The organism is Ruegeria sp. AI3 (genome assembly GCF_056541245.1).
The window spans coordinates 60378-82600 of the sequence record NZ_JBQFYA010000010.1; the positions used below are offsets into that span (position 1 = coordinate 60378).

Annotated in this window: 17 protein-coding genes; 3 read left to right on the top strand and 14 right to left on the bottom strand. The window is 60.3% G+C overall.

Annotation, left to right across the window (positions count from 1 at the left end):
- Positions 1–23: 23 nt before the first annotated feature.
- From ACRZ95_RS15435 to hutI, 13 genes are all read right to left on the bottom strand, one after another.
- Entirely contained in the window at positions 24–1169 is a 1146-nt protein-coding gene (locus ACRZ95_RS15435; protein WP_170679909.1) for an iron-containing alcohol dehydrogenase, read from the bottom strand.
- A complete protein-coding gene (locus ACRZ95_RS15440) occupies positions 1166–2548 on the bottom strand; it encodes an aldehyde dehydrogenase family protein (RefSeq protein ID WP_170679907.1) in 1383 nt (460 codons plus the stop codon). Before ACRZ95_RS15440 ends, ACRZ95_RS15435 begins: the two co-directional genes overlap by 4 nt.
- 94 nt (positions 2549–2642) lie before the next feature.
- Entirely contained in the window at positions 2643–4004 is a 1362-nt protein-coding gene (locus ACRZ95_RS15445; protein ID WP_170679905.1) for a glutamine synthetase family protein, read from the bottom strand.
- A gap of 185 nt (positions 4005–4189) precedes the next feature.
- Positions 4190–4951: a methyltransferase domain-containing protein gene (locus ACRZ95_RS15450; protein WP_170679903.1), complete on the bottom strand. Its 762-nt coding sequence runs from the start codon at positions 4949–4951 to the stop codon at positions 4190–4192.
- Complete coding sequence (locus tag ACRZ95_RS15455; protein WP_170679901.1) at positions 4948–5568, bottom strand: pimeloyl-ACP methyl esterase BioG family protein; 621 nt, start codon at positions 5566–5568, stop codon at positions 4948–4950. The genes ACRZ95_RS15450 and ACRZ95_RS15455 overlap by 4 nt, the downstream gene beginning before the upstream one ends.
- On the bottom strand, positions 5565–6851 hold the full coding sequence (gene bioA / locus ACRZ95_RS15460; protein WP_170679899.1) for an adenosylmethionine--8-amino-7-oxononanoate transaminase: 1287 nt from the start codon (positions 6849–6851) through the stop codon (positions 5565–5567). The genes ACRZ95_RS15455 and bioA overlap by 4 nt, the downstream gene beginning before the upstream one ends.
- On the bottom strand, positions 6848–7468 hold the full coding sequence (gene bioD / locus ACRZ95_RS15465) for a dethiobiotin synthase (protein WP_170679897.1): 621 nt from the start codon (positions 7466–7468) through the stop codon (positions 6848–6850). Before bioD ends, bioA begins: the two co-directional genes overlap by 4 nt.
- Complete coding sequence (locus ACRZ95_RS15470; RefSeq protein ID WP_170679895.1) at positions 7465–8598, bottom strand: 8-amino-7-oxononanoate synthase; 1134 nt, start codon at positions 8596–8598, stop codon at positions 7465–7467. Before ACRZ95_RS15470 ends, bioD begins: the two co-directional genes overlap by 4 nt.
- Positions 8595–9575, bottom strand: a complete 981-nt coding sequence (gene bioB / locus ACRZ95_RS15475; RefSeq protein ID WP_170679893.1) for a biotin synthase BioB — start codon at positions 9573–9575, stop codon at positions 8595–8597. Before bioB ends, ACRZ95_RS15470 begins: the two co-directional genes overlap by 4 nt.
- Before the next feature lie 126 nt (positions 9576–9701).
- The gene (gene hutU / locus ACRZ95_RS15480) at positions 9702–11384 is read right to left on the bottom strand and encodes a urocanate hydratase (RefSeq protein WP_170679891.1); all 1683 of its coding nucleotides are present in this window, start codon (positions 11382–11384) and stop codon (positions 9702–9704) included.
- On the bottom strand, positions 11381–12172 hold the full coding sequence (hutG, locus tag ACRZ95_RS15485) for an N-formylglutamate deformylase (protein ID WP_170679999.1): 792 nt from the start codon (positions 12170–12172) through the stop codon (positions 11381–11383). The genes hutU and hutG overlap by 4 nt, the downstream gene beginning before the upstream one ends.
- Positions 12172–13710: a histidine ammonia-lyase gene (hutH, locus tag ACRZ95_RS15490; protein WP_170679889.1), complete on the bottom strand. Its 1539-nt coding sequence runs from the start codon at positions 13708–13710 to the stop codon at positions 12172–12174. The genes hutG and hutH overlap by 1 nt, the downstream gene beginning before the upstream one ends.
- A complete protein-coding gene (gene hutI / locus ACRZ95_RS15495) occupies positions 13707–14915 on the bottom strand; it encodes an imidazolonepropionase (protein ID WP_170679887.1) in 1209 nt (402 codons plus the stop codon). Before hutI ends, hutH begins: the two co-directional genes overlap by 4 nt.
- Before the next feature lie 82 nt (positions 14916–14997).
- Here hutI and ACRZ95_RS15500 point away from each other — a divergent pair, with 82 nt between their 5' ends.
- Both ACRZ95_RS15500 and ACRZ95_RS15505 read left to right on the top strand, forming a co-directional pair.
- The gene (locus ACRZ95_RS15500; protein WP_170679885.1) at positions 14998–16356 is read left to right on the top strand and encodes a formimidoylglutamate deiminase; all 1359 of its coding nucleotides are present in this window, start codon (positions 14998–15000) and stop codon (positions 16354–16356) included.
- 78 nt (positions 16357–16434) lie between these two features.
- Entirely contained in the window at positions 16435–17136 is a 702-nt protein-coding gene (locus tag ACRZ95_RS15505) for a GntR family transcriptional regulator (RefSeq protein WP_170679883.1), read from the top strand.
- An 18-nt stretch (positions 17137–17154) separates the two neighbouring features.
- Here ACRZ95_RS15505 and ACRZ95_RS15510 read toward each other — a convergent pair whose 3' ends face one another.
- On the bottom strand, positions 17155–18111 hold the full coding sequence (locus ACRZ95_RS15510; RefSeq protein WP_170679881.1) for a LysR substrate-binding domain-containing protein: 957 nt from the start codon (positions 18109–18111) through the stop codon (positions 17155–17157).
- A gap of 358 nt (positions 18112–18469) precedes the next feature.
- On the opposite strand from ACRZ95_RS15510, the gene ACRZ95_RS15515 reads away from it, so the two are divergent.
- Positions 18470–22207 (top strand): CHRD domain-containing protein, encoded by a 3738-nt coding sequence (locus ACRZ95_RS15515; RefSeq protein ID WP_170679879.1) that lies wholly within the window; start codon positions 18470–18472, stop codon positions 22205–22207.
- Positions 22208–22223: the final 16 nt, after the last annotated feature.

Below are 22223 nucleotides of genomic sequence, written 5' to 3' on the forward strand. Positions count from 1 at the left end.
GGACACCCGCCGGGCCGTCTGACCTAAAGCGCGGCGCGGAACAGCTGCGTCAGGTTCTCTTTCGTCAGCTCAATCGGATTGCCCCCGCAGGAGGGGTCAATGATCGCGCCTTCAACCAGCTCGGGTATCCGATCCTCAATCACGCCCAGCTCCGACAGCTGACGCGGGATGCTGAACGCATCGTTGAACTCCTGTACAAAGGCGCGGAATCCGTCGAAGCCGCCCTCGATACCCAGATAGGCGGCAGCCTGTTGGAACCGATCCGCGATGGCGGGCGCGTTAAACTCTAGCACCGCGGGCATGCAAACCGCGTTGGTCGTGCCGTGATGAGTGTTGAACACCGCGCCAATCGGATGGCTCATGGCGTGGATCGCGCCGAGGCCCTTTTGAAACGCCGTCGCCCCCATGGCCGCCGCGCTCATCATCTGCGCGCGCGCCTCAAGATCAGTGCCATCCGCATAAGCGCGTGGCAGGTAATCCTTGACCAACCGCATTCCCTCCAGCGCGATGCCTTGGCTCATCGGATGGTAATGCGGGCTGGAAAAGGCCTCGACGCAATGCGCAAAGGCGTCCAGCCCGGTGCCTGCTGTAATGAATTTCGGCATGCCCACGGTCAGTTCCGGGTCGCAGATCACCACGGTGGGCAGAACCTTCGGGTGAAAGATGATCTTCTTGGCGTGGGTCTCGGAATTGGTAATGACACTGGCACGTCCTACCTCGGACCCCGTTCCGGCCGTTGTAGGCACCGCGATGATCGGCGCAATCACATCCGCATCAGCACGGGTCCACCAATCACCGATATCTTCAAAATCCCAAACGGGGCGCGTTTGACCCGCCATAAAGGCAACCATCTTACCCAGATCCAGCCCCGAGCCGCCGCCAAAGGCAATCACCCCGTCATGACCACCGGCTTTGTAGGCCGCGACTCCGGCATCGAGGTTCTTTTCATTCGGGTTCGGGTCCACATCGCTGAACAGACCCCGACCCAGACCGGCGGCCTCGAGAATGTCCAACGTCGCCGTCGTGATTGGCAAATCGGCCAACCCCTTGTCCGTCACCAGCAGAGGGCGCTTCATCCCTGCCGTCGCACACGCCTCGGGCAGTTCGTTGATGCGGCCAGCACCGAATTTGATCGCGGTCGGGTAGGACCAGCTTCCAACAAGGCTCATGATGTCACCTTCTTCAAATGATAGGATTTTGGACGGGTCAGATTGTGATACCCAATGACCGACAGGCCACCCCCCCGCCCGGTATTCTTGCAGCCGGTCCAGCACAGACCCGGGTCCAGATAGTCGGCCCGGTTCATAAATACAGTGCCGGTTTCGATCTGATCACCGACTCGGGCGGCCCGGTCCACATCCCGGGTCCATAGGCTGGCGGTCAGGCCAAATTCGCTGTCATTCACTAGCGCGATGGCCTCTTCATCAGAGGACACTTTCATAATCCCCACGACCGGCCCAAAACTCTCATCCCGCATCACGCGCATGTCCTGGGTGACATTGGTGAGAATCTGAGGCGTCAGATACGTGCCGCCGTCATCCTCAGGGAATGTCTCGATATGGGCCACCGCGCCATCCGCTACAGCCTCGGCAATCTGAGCGCGCACTTCATCGGCAAAGCGCACATTGGCCATCGGGCCCAGCGTCGTCTCAGGGTCCAGAGGATTGCCGAGCTTGTAGCCCTTCACGATCTCGACCGCCTTCGCGACGAAGTCGTCAAAAAAACTTTCATGCACGTAGATCCGCTCAATCCCGCAGCAGCATTGGCCCGAGTTGAACATCGCCCCGTCGATCAGAGTATCCACGGCGGCATCCAGATCGGCATCCTCCATCACATAGCCCGGATCTTTTCCGCCAAGCTCGGTCCCGACGCCTGTGAAGGTGCCAGCGGCTGCACATTCCATCGCCTGCCCGCCGCCGACCGAGCCAGTGAAGTTCACGAAATCAAACGCATTTCCGGCAATCAGATCAATAGTCACATCGTGGCTGAGGAAGACATTCTGAAACACATCCTCGGGCAGACCAGCCACGTGGAACGCCTGCGCCATCCTCTCGCCCACCAACAAAGTCTGGGTGGCATGTTTCAGGATCACGGTATTCCCGGCGATCAGCGCCGGAGCCACCGTGTTGATCGCCGTCATATAGGGATAGTTCCAGGGGGCCACCACAAAGACCACCCCTTGCGGAACGCGCTTAATGTACCGCCGAAACGTCTCATCCTCGCCCACGGCGATATCGGCAAGCGCGCTTTCAGCAATCTCCGCCATATGGCTGGCGCGTTCATTGAACCCACCAAACTCACCACCGTAGCGCACGGGCCGACCCATCATATGGGCAAGCTCAGGTACGATCTCATCATTCATCGCACCAACCGCCGCGACACCGGCCATCACAAGATCAACTCGCTCGTGCAAGGACCGCGCCGCCCAAGCCGCCTGCGCGGCGCGTGCCCGAGCCGCCGCCTCAAACGCCACGTCCCGAGATAGCACCTCCCGCTCCGCAAAAACCGACCCATCAATCGGTGAGACACACTTTAACATCTGCCCCATAGTCACTCCATTTTCCGAAAAAACAGGATCCCCTGCTTCATCTGGCCCAAAATACCTCGGGGAGCGCGAGGGGCTGGCCCCTCGCTCCTGCCCTCTACGCGCGCTCAAACCCACGGGCAACTTCCCAATCGGTTACCACACGCGCAAATTCTTCGATTTCCACCTCAGCGGCCCGAGCGTAGTGATCCACCACCTCATCCCCCATAGCAGCCCGCAACATGGCCGAACCACGCAAAGCGCTCAATGCTGCACCAAGATTGCCGGGGATCATCCCCGTATCGCCCTGGTAAACGTCGCCGGTTGCCGCAGGTTGCAACTCCAATCCCTCTTCAATGCCGGCAATTCCCGCCGCCAGCATACCGGCCATCACAAGATACGGGTTCATGTCCGACCCAGGGATCCGGCATTCCACCCGAATGGCCTTGGTCCCATCTCCACACAGGCGGAAGCCAGCCGTTCGATTATCCACCGACCAAATAATCCGTGTCGGCGCAAAGGTACCCTTCATGAACCGTTTGTAACTGTTGATATAAGGGGCCATGAAATAGGTGTAATCCGGGGCGTATTTCAGCAGGCCAGCCAAATAGCTTTTCATCACATCGGACATGCCAAGCGGATCATTTTCATCATAAAAAGCAGGCGCGCCGTCTTTCCAAAGGGATTGATGCACATGGCTGGAACTGCCGACCTTGTCGTGATGCCATTTCGGCAGGAACGTTGCCGCATGACCATGCTGCCAGGCGATCTCTTTCACCGCATTCTTGGCGATCGAGTGGTACTCGGCCGTGTCCATCGCAGGCGCGTATTTGATGTTCAGCTCTTCCTGCCCGGTTTCGGCCTCACCTTTCGAGTTCTCAACCGGTATCCCCGCATCCCACAGATGGTTACGGATCGGGCGCATCACATGCTCTTCCTTGGTGGTCTGGAGGATATGATAATCCTCGTTGTAGCCGGAAATCGGCTCGAGATCGCGAAAGCCGTTTTTGCGGATTTCGTCGAAACTCTTCTCGAAAAGGAAAAACTCCAGCTCTGTCGCACACATCGCCTCATAGCCCATGGCTTTCAAGCGGTTGACCTGCGCCTTCAACATCGCCCGAGGCGCATGCGGCACCTCTTCATGCGTGTGATGATCGAGAATATCGCACATCACCATAACAGTGCCTTCAAGCCATGGCACCGGGCGCAGGGTCGAAAGATCGGGCTTCATGACATAGTCGCCATACCCCCGCTCCCAACTGGTCGAGGCATAGCCGTCCGGTGTGCCCATCTCAAGATCAGTGGCCAGCAAGTAGTTGCAGCAATGGGTTTCTTCCCACGCGCCCGCAACGAAATGACCCGCATGAAAGCGCTTGCCCATCAGACGGCCCTGCATGTCAACAAAGCACACCAGAACGGTATCTACTTCACCCGCTGAGACCTGCGTTTTGAGATGTTCGAATGTAAGTGTCGCGGTCATTCTGCCCCCTCCTTCAAATTCCTGATGGCGGGCCACAGCAACGCCAAAATCTCAAATGCTACCGTGGCGACCTGTGACCGCGAACGCAACAGATCATTGCGACGTTTCGGTATGAGATTTCACAATCTGCGCCTGAGTGCCTGCAAACGCTGAAAAGACGGACGCGAGGTACTAACCGCGAGGCCTCAGACCTGCGGCTTGCGCGCGACGATCCAGACGGGATGATAGCTGAGAGAGACGCCGTTTTCGGTCTGAAACTGGCGTGTGTACTCTGCCTCGAACAGGGCGAGTGTGGATTTGGTCCAGACACTTTTCGCGCGCCCGTTGACGCCGGTCTTACGCAGATGGCGCAGAACATGGCGCGGGGTAGGAAAGTATGAAGGTCGCAGCGCCTCGCCTGTCGCAAGCACTTCCAGATGAGCCTCCACAGCCCCTGCCATCTGGTCGGGGCCGCACAAACCGGGGGCACGGGCCGAACTGCCGATCTGGCTTAGTTCCCGATATTGTTCCCGCCCAAAGCCCGAAATCACCAACCAGCCGCCCGGTGCGAGGGATCGCGCCGCCCGTTCCAAAAGCGCCTGCGGGTCTTCCATCCACTGGATCATCGACGCGGAGGCAAAAAGATCCGTCTTCTCGGGCCAGATCACCCGCCGCGCATCGCCGCAGATAAACTGCGCGCCGACCTTATCTGCCGTTTGGCGGGCTTCGGGTGCGATATCATTCAGGGTGAGGCTGTCAAAACGGTGGGCTTGACACAGAAGCCGCGTGAAATGCCCGGTTCCGCAACCCAGCTCAAATCCACGTTCAAACTTTGCCGGGGCGTCGTGTTGGCGCGTCACTTCCACCAGTTTCGCGGCCACCCAGGCCTGTTGGCAGGCAGTGTCGTGATAGCTTTGGAAGCTACGGCTGAAGCTGCGCTGAACCCGGTCCAAGAGTTGCACCATCATGCCAGCCACTCCGCCCAGCTTTGCCCCGCGCGGAACGGGACATGAGGACCTTCGACAGTTCGAATACTATCAGCACGCGAGGCCCATGCGGCCTGTTGCGCGTTTGTTGGCACGATGCGGTCGCGCGTTGGAATCCAAATACGATCAAAACACGGATCTTCAGCTGGGCAACGATCGATCACCGCAAGTAACTCGGCCCGAGCCGACGGGATATCCAGTTCAGGAACATCTCCGCTGACGCCCGCGCGACGACAGAATTTAGCAAAGCTGGCCGGAGACAATTGATCTGCAGTCGCTCGGACCAAATCGGGCGCGATCCCATGCTCGGCACTTGCAGGGTTCAGCGTTCCACTGACGGCGACCAAGCGGTCTGGACGCATCCCTGTATGGCTCAGCCAATGCGCGGCCGAGGCAACGCCGAAAGAGAGGGCCATCAAAGCCACGCGATCGAACAGCGCCAAATCCGGCAGCGGGTCATCCAGTCGGGTATAGCCCTCAACGAACAGCACATTTTCTCCACCTGTAAGGCCAGAAAACGGTGCAGGACCCAACGCCCACCCCCCGAACACGAGGATCAGATCGGGGCTATCCGAGCGTGCCAGCCATTGATGCCTCATCCGGCACCTCCGGCGAGGTCGACCATGGCGGCGGTGACGCGGCTCAGCTCATCTGGCGAGATGATGTAGGGCGGCATGCAATAGATATTGCGCCCAAACGGACGCAACCAGACGCCGGTCTTCGGTGCGAGGCCATGGGCCACGGCAGGGTCGACACGATCCTTCATCTCGATCACACCGATGGCGCCCAGAACCCGCACATCTGCCACGTCGGGCAAGTCACGAGCCGGAGCGAGTTCGTCCTGCATCTGTTGCGCAATCCCCGTGACCTCGGCCCGCCAGTCGCGTTGGACCAATTGATCGAGGCTGGCAACACCTGCCGCGCAGGCCAGAGGGTTGGCCATATAGGTCGGGCCATGCATCAGCACACCGGCCTCGCTTTCGCCGATGCCGCGCGCCACCGCCTCGGTCGCGATGGTGGCGGCCAGTGTAATGTGCCCTCCGGTCAGGGCTTTGCCGAGGCACAGGATGTCAGGCACCACGTCCGCGTGATCCATGGCAAACAGCTCTCCGCTGCGGCCAAAGCCCGTTGCAATTTCATCGAAAATCAGCAGTACATCATGCGCGTCACACAGCGCCCGCGCACCCTTCAGCCAGTTCGGATGATAGAAGTACATCCCGCCCGCACCTTGCACGACAGGCTCCAGGATCAGCCCCGCGATCTTGTCACCCTTTTCGTCCAACAACTGCTCAAGTGCTATCAGCCCGTTTTCGGCGGCATCCTCGGACCAGTCCTGATCGAAACGGATAGTCGGGCGCGGCAGGAAATGCTGGATGGACAGAGCGCCCTTGAACAGCCCGTGCATCCCGTTCACCGGGTCGCAAACACTCATCGCTTTCCAGGTGTCACCGTGATAGCCGCCCCGGATGGTGGCGAACTCTGAACGCGCTGTGCGGCCTTTGGCGATCTGGTACTGCACCGCCATTTTTAGCGCGACTTCGATGGCGACTGAGCCGCTGTCGCTGTAGAAGATGCGATCCAGACCGTCGGGCAGCATTCCGATCAGCCTTCGGCCCAGCTCGACCGCGGGCGCGTGAGTCAGGCCTCCGAACATGACATGCGGCAGCTGCGCCAATTGGGCTTGCATCGCCTCGATAATGGCCGGGTGACGATGGCCGTGAACGGTACACCACCAGGATGACATGGCGTCGATCATCTGCCCACCGTCCTCACGCGTCAACCAGACGCCCTCGGAGCTGGTGATCAGATGCATCGGGCCCGGATCCAGCACATGGGTGTAGGGGTGCCACAGGTGGCGGGCGTCAAATTCCAGCGGGGTCATAGAGCCCTCCGGATCGCATCAAGGTCGATGGTCTGGAACGCATCCGACAGGTTTTCACGGGTCAGGTCCGAGAGATATGGCAGCCGCCCCAGATGCCGGGTCTTGCACATCTGTGCGATGGTTTGTTCGACCTCTGGTTCGGGGTCGCCAACAAAGGCAACGCCGATGACGTCGCACCCCGCATTGCGTAGGGCCATAAGGGACAAAGCCGTATGGTTGATCGTTCCAAGCGACGTACGCGCAACCAGAACTACAGGAGCTTTCCACTGCGCGAAGAGCTCCAGATAGAACACCTGCCGGTTCAGAGGGACCATCACCCCCCCTGCCCCTTCAACGACCAAAGGGCCATCAACCTGCGGCAGCGCCAGTTGGGCAAGGTCGATCTCGACCCCCATATCCTCGGCGGACAGATGCGGCGAGGCGGGCATGTTCAGACGGTAGGCCTCAGGCAGGACCTCTGCCCCGGACAGGTCGTGCACGATGTCGGTATCGGTCGCATCTTCAAGCCCGGATTGCACTGGCTTCCAGTAAGTGGCTCCAAGGGCGGCAGTCAGACCGGCCGAGAATACAGTCTTGCCGACGCCGGTGTCGGTTCCGGTGATGATCAGCGCGCTCATGCGGCCTCCGATTGATATGCGGCCAAGGCGTTGAACAGGGCCGAGATATCGGCGCGATCGACATTGCCGGTGATGGAAATCCGCAAGCGCGACGTCCCGCGCGGTACCGTTGGCGGGCGGATGCCCCTGAGGTCGAACCCTTGCGTTTGCAAGGTCTGCGCCATCTTCATCGTGCACGCATCGTCACCCAGAATGATCGGAATGATCTGACTGTTCAGCGCAGCCTTGAGGACCCCAATTGCGCGCGCCGCATCATGGGCATGGCCAATGCGCTTCTGGGCGGCGTCGACCAGACCTGTCTGAGTAGCCAGCGCCTCAAGGGCCGTACGAACCAAAGCGGCATTCAAAGGCGACGGCGCGGTGGCAAAGATGAAGGGGCGTGCGCGGTTGATCAGCGTGTCGATCATGACTTTTTGGCCGCAGATCAGCCCTCCGGCAACGCCCAGACCTTTGCCGCAGGTGTGCAGCGTCAACAGATGACAGTCGAGGTCATGGGCCAGCCCCCGTCCCTGAGGTCCGAACACGCCGGTCGCATGGGCTTCGTCGACGACCATAACAGCGTCCTGTTCTCGCGCAAAGCCCGCCAAATCGTTCAGAGGGGCAAGATCCCCTTCCATCGAATAGACACTTTCAACCGCGATCCAGATTTGGCCCAGGCCGCCCTCGGCCCGCCAGTCCTGTGCCTTTTCACGCGCGTCCGCGACATCATTGTGTCGAAACGACCGCTGATCGGCCCGGCATGAGCGCATGCCCTCATGCGCGCTGGCGTGAACCAGAGCGTCATAGAGAACCAGATCCTCGGCCGCAGGAAGGGTTGCGAAAATCGCCTGATTGGCCTGAAAACCGCCGCCCATGAACAAAGCGGCCTCAGCCCCGAAGAACGTGGCAGCCTCGGCCTCCAGCGCTTCATGCTCGGTGTGGTTGCCGCGCAATAGCCGCGAGCCGCCAGAGCCAACCGGAACACCGCGTGCCAAAGCCTTTTGCGCGGCCTCTCGCAGAAGCTGCGATCCGGCGAAGCCCAGATAGTCATTCGACGCGAAATCCAATCCCGACGCGGGCGTCAGGACCCGGCGGCGATGCCGGGCCTGCACGGTGTCGAGCATGGATTCGAGCCGAACAGCAGCCTTCATTCAGCGGCTTCCCGGCTCACCTGATCCCCGGTTTTCTCGGCCTGCAGACCAAGTTTGGCAAACAGGACCATATCGGTATCCTCTTCGGGGTTTTCGGCCGTCAGCAGCGTTTCGCCCACGAAGATCGAGTTCGCACCGGCGAAGAAACACATTGCCTGCATCTCGTCGCTCATTTCGCTGCGGCCAGCGGACAGGCGAACGTAAGAGGTTGGCATCAAGATACGCGCCGTCGCGATGATGCGCACAAAGTCGATCGGATCGATTGGCTTGGCATCTGCCAGAGGTGTGTCGGCTTGTGGCATCAGCATGTTGATGGGAACCGAATCCGGCGCGGGCTGCATGTTGGCCAGCGTCAGCAGCATATCGATGCGGTCGCCCTTATGCTCACCCATGCCCAGAATGCCGCCGGAACACACTTTGATCCCCGCTTCCTGCACTCGGTTCATCGTATCGATCCGGTCGGCGAAGGTCCGGGTTGTGATGACTTCGGAATAGTAGCGCTCGGACGTGTCGATATTGTGGTTGTAGTAGTCCAGCCCTGCATCGCGCAGCTGCACGACCTGCGTGTCGTCCAGCATGCCCAGCGTCATGCAGGTCTCCATTCCCATGGCCTTGACGCCTTCGACCATCGCGACCAAAGCTGCCATGTCGCGTGCCTTGGGCTCACGCCAGGCAGCGCCCATGCAGAACCGCGTCGCGCCGCCATCCTTGGCCTTCTTCGCCTCGGCCAGCACACGCTGCACCTCGATCAGTTTGGATGCAGGCAGGGTCGAGCCATTGCGCGCCGATTGCGAGCAATAGGCGCAATCCTCGGCGCAGCCTCCGGTTTTGATCGACAGCAGCTTCGAGGTCTGGATTTTGTTCGGATCGAAATGCTCACGATGGACGGTTTGCGCCCGGAACAGCAGATCCATCAGCGGGAGATCATGAACAGCTTGCGCGGATTTTTTGGTCCAGCCGGAATGAGGGATGATCATTTTATCTATAAAACTCTCGGCAGCTTGCGTTGCGTCGAGTTTATTATCTACAAAATTTCACGACGCAACCCGGCATGCATAACACGTTCAATATGACGCATCAATTCGCGGATCGTTGACCGAGGGCTATCCCAGAATACCCGGCAACCGCAGCCCATGTTCGCGGGCACAAGCCTTAGCATCCTCGTAGCCCGCATCCGCGTGGCGCCACACGCCCGAGGCCGGATCGTTCCACAAAACCCGCTCCAACCGTTTGGCCGCTGCATCGGTACCATCGGCGCAAATGACCACGCCCGCGTGTTGGCTAAAGCCCATGCCGACCCCACCGCCATGATGCAAAGACACCCATGTTGCGCCCGAGGCCGTATTCACCAGCGCATTCAGCAACGGCCAGTCGGAAACAGCGTCCGAGCCGTCCTTCATCGCCTCGGTCTCACGGTTGGGCGAGGCGACGGACCCGCTGTCGAGGTGATCCCGACCAATGACAACCGGGGCTTTTAGTTCTCCGTCGCGCACCATTTCGTTGAAGGCCAGCCCGGCCTTGTGGCGATCCCCAAGACCGATCCAGCAGATCCGTGCGGGCAGGCCTTGGAAGGCAATACGCTCCTGCGCCATGTCGAGCCAATTGTGCAGATGGGTGTTCTCGGGGAACAGCTCTTTCATCTTGGCGTCGGTTTTGTAGATATCCTCGGGGTCGCCAGACAGGGCGCACCAGCGGAACGGGCCGACCCCGCGGCAAAACAGCGGGCGAATATAGGCGGGCACGAAACCGGGGAAGGCAAAGGCGTTCTCGAGCCCTTCATCCTGCGCCACTTGGCGAATGTTGTTGCCGTAATCCAGCGTCGGCACGCCCGCGTTCCAGAAATCGACCATCGCAGCGACATGTTGCTTCATCGAGGCGCGCGCGGCAGTTTCAACCGCTTTGGGATCGCTTTCGCGTTTGTCCTTCCACTGCGCCATGGTCCAGCCCAGCGGCAGGTAGCCGTTGACTGGGTCATGGGCGCTGGTCTGGTCGGTGACGATATCGGGGCGCATGCCACCGGCCTGCATCCGGCGGTAGATATCGGGGAAGATCTCTGCCGCATTGCCCAGCAGGCCGACCGATTTCGCCTCACCCGCCTTGGTCCAGCGGGCGATCATCTCAAGCGCCTCGTCCAGCGTTTCGGCCTTTTCATCCAGATATTTGGTGCGCAGGCGGAAGTCGATGCTGTCCGGATTGCATTCAACAGCCAGACAGCAGGCCCCGGCAAAAACCGCCGCCAAGGGCTGCGCGCCACCCATTCCACCCAAACCACCGGTCAGGATCCACTTGCCGGTCAGGTCGCCGCCATAGTGCTGACGCCCGGCCTCGGCGAAGGTCTCATAAGTGCCCTGCACGATACCCTGCGTCCCGATATAGATCCACGAGCCAGCGGTCATCTGGCCGTACATCATCAGACCCTTCTTATCGAGCTCGTTGAAGTGATCCCAGTTGGCCCAATGTGGCACAAGGTTCGAGTTCGCGATCAACACCCGAGGGGCATCCGTATGCGTCCGCACAATGGCCACGGGTTTGCCGGATTGCACAACCAGTGTCTCGTCTTCTTCCAGATCCTTGAGGCTTGAGACGATGGTGTCAAAGTCGTTCCAAGTCCGCGCCGCGCGCCCGATGCCGCCATAGACCACCAGCTCATGCGGGTTTTCGGCCACGTCCGGGTGCAGGTTGTTCATCAGCATCCGCAGCGGCGCTTCGGTCATCCAGCTTTTAGTGTTCAGCTCCGGCCCGGTGGGCGGATAGATATCACGGGTGTTCTTGCGGGGGTCGGTCATGATGCAAGCTCCAATGCTGTGTCTTGGACGGCGTCCAGAATGTCGAATAGCCAGCGGCGCAAACGTTCGGCTTTACGGTCGTCATAGGACCATGGCGGGCGCTCGGTTGTCAGGTAGGAGGATTGGGCCAGCTCCATCTGAATGGCGTGGAGACCCTCGGCCGTGCGGCCATAGTGGCGTGTCGTCCAGCCGCCTTTGAACCTTCCGTTCAAGACGGTGCTATAGGGTGATGAAGCGGCAAACTCATGGGCCGCTGCCTCGATCTCAGGCGCGCAGGTCGTGCCGTTATTTGTGCCCAGATTCATATCGGGCAAGACTCCGTCAAACAGGTACGGAATGGTGCTGCGGATCGAGTGGCAGTCATACAGGACCGCAATGCCGTGGATCGCCCTGACCCGCTCCAGTTCGGCCATCAGCGTGGCATGATAGGGCGTATGAAACGCAGCGAGGCGTTCGGCGATTTCCGCATCGGATGGCGGCTGATCCCAGATGCCATTCCCATCGAAGTCGGTCAGCGGAACCAGTGTCGTCGTGTTCTGACCGGGATAGAGAGACACGCCCGACGGATCGCGATTGGCATCAATCACATAGCGGTGGAAACTCGCGCGGACCGCCGTCGCCCCGGTCAGCAACCCGTCATAGAGCGTTTGGATGTGCCAATCCGTATCCGTCAGCGCCCTGCCACGCGCGTTCAGCTTAGCCTGCACCTCGGGTGGTACATAGGTGCCGGTATGCGGCAGGCCCAGAACGATGGGGCTATCGCCTCGGGTGACTTCAAACGGATCCATCACGCGCCCAGCTCTGGCATGGCAACACTTGTGTTTCGCGCTATCTCGCCGCTAGAAATCAGGATTGAGGCTGCCTCGATATCCGGCGCGGTATAGCGGTCGTCCCCTAAAGGCGGCACCACAGCGCGCAACTGGGCCATCACGCCTTGCAACGTTTCACTGGTGGGCAACGGCGCGCGGAATTCGATCCCTTGTGTGGCACAAAGCAGCTCGACACCCAGAATACGCTCCAAATTGGTGACCATTTGACCCAGACGCCGCGCGCCATGGGCCGCCATTGAGACGTGGTCCTCCTGATTGGCCGAGGTGGGCGTCGAATCCGTCACACATGGGTTGGCGAGATGCTTGTTTTCACTCATCAAAGCCGCCGTCGTGACCTCGGCAATCATTAGGCCCGAGTTCAAGCCCGGATTGGGGGTCAGGAAGGGCGGCAGATCAAAGCTGAGGACCGGATCGACGATCAGTGCGATGCGGCGTTGGGCGATGGCTCCGATCTCGGCCACAGCCAGCGCGATCATGTCGGCGGCGAAACCAACTGGTTCGGCATGAAAGTTACCGCCCGAGACGATCAGCCCGGCCTCTGACAAGACCAGAGGGTTGTCGGTGGCGGCGTTCGCCTCAAGTTCAAGCGTTGTGGCGGCCTGCCGGATCACGTCCATTGCCGCACCGACGACCTGCGGCTGGCAGCGGATACAATACGGGTCCTGTACGCGCGTATCGCCGTCGCGGTGGCTTTCGCGGATCACCGACCCGGCCAGCAGGGCGCGCATGGTCTCTGCGGCCTCAATCTGGCCGCGATGGCCGCGTAGGCTGTGTATTTCAGGCTGCAACGGCGCGGTGGATCCCATGATGGCGTCTGTGGTCAGTGCCGAGGTGACCAGCGCGCTCTGCGCCGCTTGCCAGGCTCCAAACAGGCCCGCTAAAGCAAAAGCGGTTGAAAACTGGGTGCCATTGATCAGCGCGAGGCCTTCTTTCGGGCCAAGCTCCACCGGCGTCAGGCCAGCTGCCGCCAGCGCCTCGGCCCCCGGCATGACCTTGCCACCATATTCGGCCTCACCCTCGCCCATCATGACAGCGGCCATATGGGACAGCGGCGCCAGATCACCAGAGGCCCCGACCGAACCCTGCGCGGGGATCACAGGGGTGACGCCCTTCGCCAACATGGCCTCAAGCAGCGTGATCAACTCCAGCCGCACGCCTGAGGCTCCGCGCCCGAGGCTGAGCAGTTTCAGGACCATCATCAACCGCGCATGCGGCCGCGGAATCGCAGGGCCGACACCGCAGCAATGCGACAGGATCAGATTGCGCTGCAGGGTCGCCGTATCCTCGGCCGCGATCTTGACACTGGCAAGCTTGCCGAAGCCTGTGTTCACGCCGTAGACCGCGACCTCACCCGCAGCAGCATCCGCGATGCGCGCGTGGGCAGCCAGAATGCCGGGATGGCATATCGGATCCAACTGCACGGCGCATTCGTCTCGGAACACCTGCTCCAACTGCGCCAGAGAAACAGCGCCGGGTGTAAGGGTCAGGGTGGTCAAACTGCGCCTCCGAAAATGCGAGCGTGTAGCGAATTGAAGCCGATGCGATAGGACAGCTCGGCCGGGTGAGTGACGTTCCACATCGCCAGATCAGCGCGCATGCCGGGTGCAATCTGGCCGCAATCGTGCAAACCCAGCGCGCGGGCGGCGTTGAGGGTCACGCCTTTCAACGCCTCTTCAGGTGTCATGCGGAACAGGGTGCAGCCCATGTTCATTGCCAAAAGCAGAGAGGTCATCGGGGCCGAACCCGGATTACAATCCGTCGCCAAAGCCATCGGGACATTGCGCTTGCGCAGCAGATCAATAGGCGGAGATTGCGTTTCGCGCAGGGTATAGAAAGCACCGGGCAGGATCACACCAACAGTGCCCGCGCGCGCCATTGCCGCTGCACCCTCGTCATCAAGATACTCGATATGATCCGCAGACAGTGCGCCATAGCTTGCCGCCAGCTTTGCGCCGCCGAGATTGGACAGCTGTTCGGCGTGCAGTTTGATCGGCAAGCCAAGCTCACGCGCCACATCAAAGAACGGCACGAGCTGGTCGGGCAGAAAGGCAATCCCTTCGCAGAAGGCATCTACTGCATCAACCAGCCCCTCGGCATGGGCGGCCCGAAGGGTCGGAATGCAAACCTCAGTTATATATGCGTCCGGATTGCCCTTGTACTCCACCGGCACCGCATGGGCGCCAAGAAAACTGGTTACGACCCGCACCGGACGGTGGTCTTGCAAAGCCCGCGCGGCGCGCAGCATGGTCAATTCGGTCTCGCGATCCAAGCCGTAGCCGGATTTCACTTCGAGGACCGAGACACCTTCGGCCAGCATCGCATCCACGCGCGGCAGCGCTTGCGCAACCAAGTCATCCAGACTGGCCGCACGCGTGGCCGTCACGGTAGAGATGATCCCCCCTCCGGCGCGGGCAACCTCTTCATAGCTCGCCCCATTCAAGCGCATCTCGAACTCGACCGCGCGATGGCTGCCGTGGATAACATGCGTGTGGCAATCGATCAGAGCGGGCGTCACCAGACGCCCTGCGCAGGACGTCTCAGACAACCCGACATAGGTTTCGGGCAAAGCGGTCCGCGGCCCGACCCATACGATTTTATCGCCCTCGATCACAATTGCCGCCGACTCGATCACCCCATAAGGCGCGCCATTCTCCGCCATGGTTGCGGCGTTCAGGTCCTTCAGGATGTGGGTTGTGGGCATTTGATTCTCGCAGCGGATGCAATTCTCTCTTTTCTAGTACATTCCAATGTGTTTTATGTCTATCCATAAAATGGAGAGCCGAATGACCATCTTCGCGAAGCGCGCATTGCTACCCACAGGTTGGGCAGAAAATGTCAGGCTGGATTTGAAAGACGGGCACATCGCCGCTGTGACAGCCGACGCCAAAGCGCAAGACGCAGATGTCACAGTCGACACCCTGTTGCCTGCGCTGGCCAACCTGCACAGCCATGCCTTTCAGCGTGCCATGGCGGGGATGACCGAATACCGGCGCGCCGGGCGGGACAGCTTCTGGACGTGGCGCGATGTGATGTATCGCTTCACTGAGCAACTGACGCCCGATCAGATTCAGGCCATCGCCGCACTTGTCTATATGGAGATGCAGGAGGCCGGGTTCGCCTCCGTCGGAGAGTTCCACTATCTGCACCATCAACCCGGTGGCACGCCCTATGAACGACTGGCCGAGCTATCCGACCGCATCATGGCCGCCGCCGTCGAAACAGGCATCGGCCTGACGCATCTGCCCGTCCTCTACTCCTATGCCGGGGCCGGAGAAGTGCCTTTGGAACCCGGGCAACAGCGGTTCGGCAACGACGTGACACGTTTCCTGCGACTGGTGGACGAGGCCAAAGCGGCCAGCGCCGCATTGCCAGAGGATGTCCGGGTGGGAATTGCCCCGCATTCCCTGCGCGCGACCTCACCCGCCGATCTGAAAGAAGTGCTGAACCATAACACCGGTTTGGTTCATATCCACATAGCCGAGCAGCCCAAGGAGGTTGCGCAGGTGCAGGCTGGCCTGGGCGCGCGCCCGGTCGAATGGCTGCTGGGTAATGCCACTGTCGACAGGCAGTGGTGCTTGATCCACGCCACACACATGACCGATGAAGAGACACGCGCATTGGCGGCGTCCGGCGCTGTCGCAGGCCTTTGCCCAATCACAGAAGCCAATCTGGGCGACGGCCCGTTCAATGGCGCGACGTATCTGACCGCAGGCGGCGTGTTCGGTGTGGGATCGGATTCGAACGTGCGGATTTCACTGACCGACGAGCTTCGGACGCTGGAGTACTCTCAACGCCTGCGCGACCTGTCGCGCAATGTGCTGGTGGTTGGCGAAGGGTCTGTTGGGCAAACCCTCTATTGCGGCGCCGCGACGGGTGGGGCGCAAGCGCTGGGCCGAAACGCGGGGCAGATAGCCGAGGGCGCCTTGGCGGACCTTGTTGCCATCGACAGCAGCGACCCGGCGCTGTGCGCTTTGCGACCTGACCAGTTACTGGACGGGCTTGTGTTTGCCGCACAGGACGGAATGGTGACCGACCTCTGGTCGGCTGGGCGGCATAGGGTCAAGGATGGGCATCACGTGGCACGCGACCAGATCGTGACGCGGTACAGAAAAGCCATAGCCGAGATATTGCCTCACTTGTAACGCTCGGCATCCTCTTTACGCGAGAGTCGCCTGCGATACATATTATGAATAAGCTTATTGAGGAAACGGGATCAGATCGTGACGGAACAGAAGAATATCGGTTTTCAGGATATCCGAGACGAGGTGATCAACCGTATCCAAAGCCGCATCTGGCCTCAGGGTAGTTTACTTCCGACCGAGCTGGAACTGGCCGCCGAGTTCGGCTGCGCCCGTGCCACCGTGAACCGCGCGCTGCGAGAGTTGGCGGAACAGGGCATCATTACTCGTAAGCGCAAAGGCGGCACCCGGGTCGTTACGACCCCGGTCAAGCAGGCCAAACTGCCGATCACCGTTGTCCGCCAGACGATCGAGGATATGAATGCCGAATACCGCTATGCGCTTGTCAGCCGCACACAGATCGACTGCCCAGCGTGGCTGCAAGCCAAGCTGGGCCTGCAGGAAGGCGCGCAAATCCTGCATCTTCAATGCATGCATCACGCAGACAACCGCCCTTTTCAGTTTGAAGAGCGTTGGATCAGCGTTGATGCCGTACCTCACGTGGTGAATGAGAGCTTTCTGACCGCCGGCCCCAATGAATGGCTGCTATCCGAGGTTCCCTTTTCCAACGCTGAGATCGCCTTCTCGGCGGTTCCGGCCACCGGGCAGTTGCAGGACTTTCTGTCAGTGCCACCGGGCACACCGTTGTTCCAACTGGAACGCACGACATGGTTCCAAAGCAAACCGGTCACATTCGTCAGAATGACCTTCCATCAAGGTTACCAGATGCGGACCACCTACTAACCCCTTTGCCGAAAACGCTCAGACCGTCGCTGGCTGTTTCGGCGGATCAACTTCCTCGGGTTGATAGGTCGGGATCACTCCGATCGGGGGTTTTTCGCGAATGTATTCTCCGATCCGCGCCAACATCGGTTTGCGCGGGCAATTCGGTCGCGTCGCCGCCCCCAGATCACGCAAGTGCCCCGGCCCATCAAACGGAATGAAGCAAAGCGGCCAGTTGTCCCGCTTGAACTGCTCGGCCGCCAGGGCGGAAACAATCGTACAATCGTCAGAGTGACAGATATGACGGCAGATTGTCTCGAACCGCAACGCGGTCAGATCAAAGCGCTTACTGATACGGCTGGAGGGATCCTGCTTGGGCAACCGATCTTCCAGCGCATAGCCGAAGCTATGGGGCAAACGGATGAAATCATGCACTGGCACCTCATCGGCAGAAATCGAGGGCAGAGTATGCAGCGGATGCCCCTCGCGCAGCGCCAGAAACAGAGGCTCGGACCAGATAGAGGTGAAATCCAGCGCGTCGCTGTTGTTGATCTTGGCCACCAGCGCCAGATCCAAAGTGTGGTCTTCGACCATCTGCAACATGTTTTGCGGCAGGTCTTCGATCATTGTCACCCGCATGCGCGGAAACAAAGTGCTGAACAGCTCTGAGAAATACTGCGTCAGATATGGGGCCAACGTGGGCGTCATGCCGATGGTGAAGGGCACCGCCTCGGGGTCGCGGAACTCGGTCGCTGTGTCACGGATTTTTTGCGCGTCATTCAGCATCCTTGTTGCGATGTCGACGATCCGCGCGCCGCAGGCCGTCGGGCGGACCTCATTGTTCAGACGCAGGAACAGCTCGACCCCCAACTCCTGTTCGAGTTTCTTGATCTGGTTGGACATCGCCGGCTGGGACACGTTGCAAGCCGAAGCGGCCTGACTGAACTGGCCGTGCTTGGCGATGGCAATGACGTATTCCAGGTCTCTGAGGTTCATGGCGGGGCAATTCGAACAAAAAAATAGGTCAAGGTACCTATGACACTACGCGCGCCCCCCCTGTTTCAGAAGGCCGCGCGGCGATTTGAGGAGGATTTGCCCCCCACATCCCGTCACAAATAGGTGAAACACCGTCATCAAATAAGTGAGCGACCCGCGGTTTCCCATCGCATCGTCTTGTAAATCAAGGCTGCCGCCTGCGAAGACTTCACGAAATTCGTGACTATTCGCGCTGGTTATACCCCCGATTTGGACCATGAATTTCCGCCGACAATGGGCGGGGCCTACTGATTTGTTGCGTCGGTTGCCCGATCGAACGGGCCACCTGCACCACGCAACAAACCAGACGGAGTGACCCATGCTGTCCCAATTCGTAGAAAGCCTGCGCGCCCGTCTCTTGACCACGTCAACACTGGCGCAAGAGACCACACGTGACGGCCAAACCCTTTTCAACAATTTCTTCCAGAACACGATCGTCGACGACACGCCCGCTTTTGTTCTGGCCAATGACTTTTCGCGCCTGCTGAACTTTGGCGAGATTGTCACCAACAACGCCGTCGCCGCCGTTCAGGCGCAGGGCGAGGATGTTGACGTGTTCAATTTCCGCTCGGGTGTGATCGAGGCGAATAGCGGCCCCGATGCGCTGGCCACCGGCGTTCAGGTCACCGGCAGCGCCGCCGTGCGCAACTTTGGTGAGATCTCGGGCGACTTTAACGGCGTTCAGCTTGCAGGACCCGAGAGCTCGGGCAGCCTGGACAATTTCCGTGGCGGTGTGATCTCCTCCGACAGCCGCGCTGTCGACATTCAAGGCCAGGGCATTGACGTGCGCAACTTCGGCGACATCCTTGGCACCGGAGATCAGCGCAACGGCACGATCTACACCAACAGCACCGCCGAGGATATCTCGATCTCGAACTTCACGGGGGGAACCGTGGATGCCGGTGAGGGCAATCAGGGCGCCGGGATCTCGCTTCAGGTCGGGGATGAGGTTGGCGACCGTGTGGAAACCGATATATTCAACGGCTTTGGCGGCACCATTCAGGGCCGTGGTCAGGCGGCGTCGAACACCGGTCTGGCCGGTGACGGTATCCGCATCAACAACGGTGCCGAAGGTACGATCCTCGAGACCGAGATCCTCAACAGCGGGCTGATCACATCAGAAAGCACCCAAGGCACCGCAGCCGGTATCCGCATCGCAGATGGCGCAAGCGCCGAGGGCGAGATCCTGAACACCTCGACCGGGGTGATCGAAGGTGCTGCAAACGGGCTCTACATCGGTCAGGGCACGCATGATCTGGATGTTCTGAACTTCGGCACGATCCAATCCGACAGCCGCGCGGTGAATATCGACGGCACGGGTGTGAACCTAGTGAACGGCGGCGATATCCTTGGCACGGACAGCCAGCGCAACGGCACCGTCTATGCCGACGGCACCGCCGATGATTTCGCAGTCGACAACCTGGTCACCGGCACGATCGACGCGGGTGAAGGCAATGAAGGGTCGGGCTTTGGCGTTGAAATCGGCGGAACTGCGGATGGCGCATCCTCGTTCACGCTGGACAATGCCGGCACCATTCAGGGTCGCGGTAATGCAGCGGCAGGCTCCAACGCGGCAGGCGACGGTATCCGGGTCGGCAATGTGGGCAACATTGGCGTCACCGATGCGGTCATCAACAACTCGGGCACTATCGACTCGGAGGGTGCAAACGGCACCGTTGCCGGTGTGCGTTTCGTCAACGGTGTGTCCTTCCAGGGTGAGTTCAACAACTCGGGCCAGATTTCGGGCGTTCAGAACGGCGTCTATTTCGGCAACCCGGTTGCCGGTGAAGGTGCGGATCACACCGGTGGTGTGTTCAACAACCTCGAAACCGGGGTGATCTCGTCCGACAGCCGCGCGTTCAATATCGACGGCATCGGGTTGGAAGTGAACAACGCAGGCGAGATCGTCGGCACCGACAGCCAGCGCAACGGCACCGTCTATGCTGATGGCACTGCGCAAGACTTCACCTTCAACAACAAAGAAACCGGAGTCGTCGACGCGGGTGAAGGCAATGAGGGTTCGGGCTTTGGCGCCGAGATCGCAGGTGAGAATGCGTTCACGCTGAACAATGACGGTCTGATCCAGGGTCGCGGCAACGCGGCGGCGGGCACCAATGCCGCAGGCGACGGTATCCGCATCGGCAATGTCGGCAACGCAGGCACGTTCACCGGCTCCATCACCAACGCAGGCAATGTGCTGTCCGAAGGTGCAAACGGAACCGTTGGCGCGTTCCGCGCTGTGAACAACGTCAACTTCCAGGGCCAGTTGGTCAACGAAGAAGGCGGTGTTTTCGCGGGTGTACAAAACGGCGTCTACTTCGGGACCGGCGATCACACGGGCGGCTCGTTTGTGAACCGTGGAACAGTCACGTCGGACAGCCGTGCGGTGAACATCGATGGCGAAGGGCTTGAGGTCGTCAACGAAGGCGAAATCCTGGGCACCGGCAACCAGCGCAATGGCACCGTTTATGCCGATGGCACTGCCGACAACTATACCTTCAACAACACCGGTCTGGTTGATGCGGGTCTGGGCAACAACGGCTCGGCCGTGTCGCTGCAAACCGGCGATGTCGAAGGCGATATCGTGTCGGCGGCGGTTCTGAACGAAGGCACCCTGCAAGGTCGCGGCGACGCGGTTGAGGGCAATCAGGTCGGCGATGGCCTGCGCCTGTTCACCAGCCAGTCCGAGGCCGGATTTGCCGGAGTGGTCGTCAATGAAGGCCTGATCGCAGGCTCCGAGACCTCGGACGCAGCCGCAGGTATCCGCGTTGACGGTGGCCTGAACCTTCTGGGGGCAATCCTGAACGAAGGTGAGATCCGCGGGACGGTCAATGCAATAGACGCTTCGGATGCGGGTGACGTGACCATCGTCAATGACGACGAAGGCGTGATCAACGGCAACGTCCTGCTGGGCGCTGGCGATGACATCTTTGTCGATCTGGGCACCACCAACGGCAATATCGATGGTGGCGCGGGCGACGACGTTCTGATCGCAGGCGATGCGGACAATGTTCTGACCGGTGGTCTGGGCAATGACTTCATCGACGGTGGCGACGGCATCGACACAGCCGATTTCTCGGATCTGGATGTCGCGGTCGAAGTGCGCCTGGGCGCCAATGGCAACGGCACTTCAACCCGCGATACGGGCTTTAATGTCTCGGTCAAGGACGCCGTGGTCTCTGCCCCCGGTCAGTTCGGCGCGAACATCGCCAATGGTGCAGCTTTTGTGGAACAGGCGCTTCAGGGCAACCTGTATTACAACATCCACACATCGGACTTCCCCGGTGGTGAAATCCGCGGGCAGCTGCTGGTGGACAGTGTCGAGACCGAGCATGGCATCCGCACCGTCACCTTAAGCGGCGGTCTGGACGCGGCGCAGGAACCGGGGCCGACCTCGGACAGCGAAGCCACCGGCGAGGCGACTGTGGTCATTACGCAGAACCTGCACACGGGTGAAGTGACCTATTCCAGCGAGCTGAGCGTTGTGGGCCTGAGCGAGGCCGACCTGAACACCCCGATCCCGGGTGTTGTCTCGGCCATCCATCTGCACAACGCACCGGCCGGCAACAATGGCCCGGTCGTGCAGGACACGCTGGTAGATGCGGGTGCCACTCTGGACGTGAACGCCACAGGCGGCACGGGTGTCATCGGTCAGGACGTCATCGACAACCAGATCGAGGTCGATGTTCTGCAGTCGATTGAGAATGTGATCGGGTCCGACGATGGAGACATCATCATCGGCAGCGATCTCGACAACAAACTCAGCGGTGGTGACGGCGATGACCTGATCTCGGGTGAGGGTGGCAATGACATCCTGATCGGTGGCGCAGGTGCGGATACCTTCACCTTCGGCGCGAATTTCGGAAACGACGTGATCCAGGACTTCGAAGTCGGCCTCGACCAGTTGCAATTCGGTGACTTCGGCCCCGATTTCGGCAGCGCTGTGAATGTCGCTCAGGATGGCAACGACGTTGTGATCTCGTTCGGCACCGAAGGCTCGGTCCGTCTGGCGGGCGTCAACACCACCGACCTGACCGAAGACGACTTCGTCGCTTAATCGAAAACGGACTGGG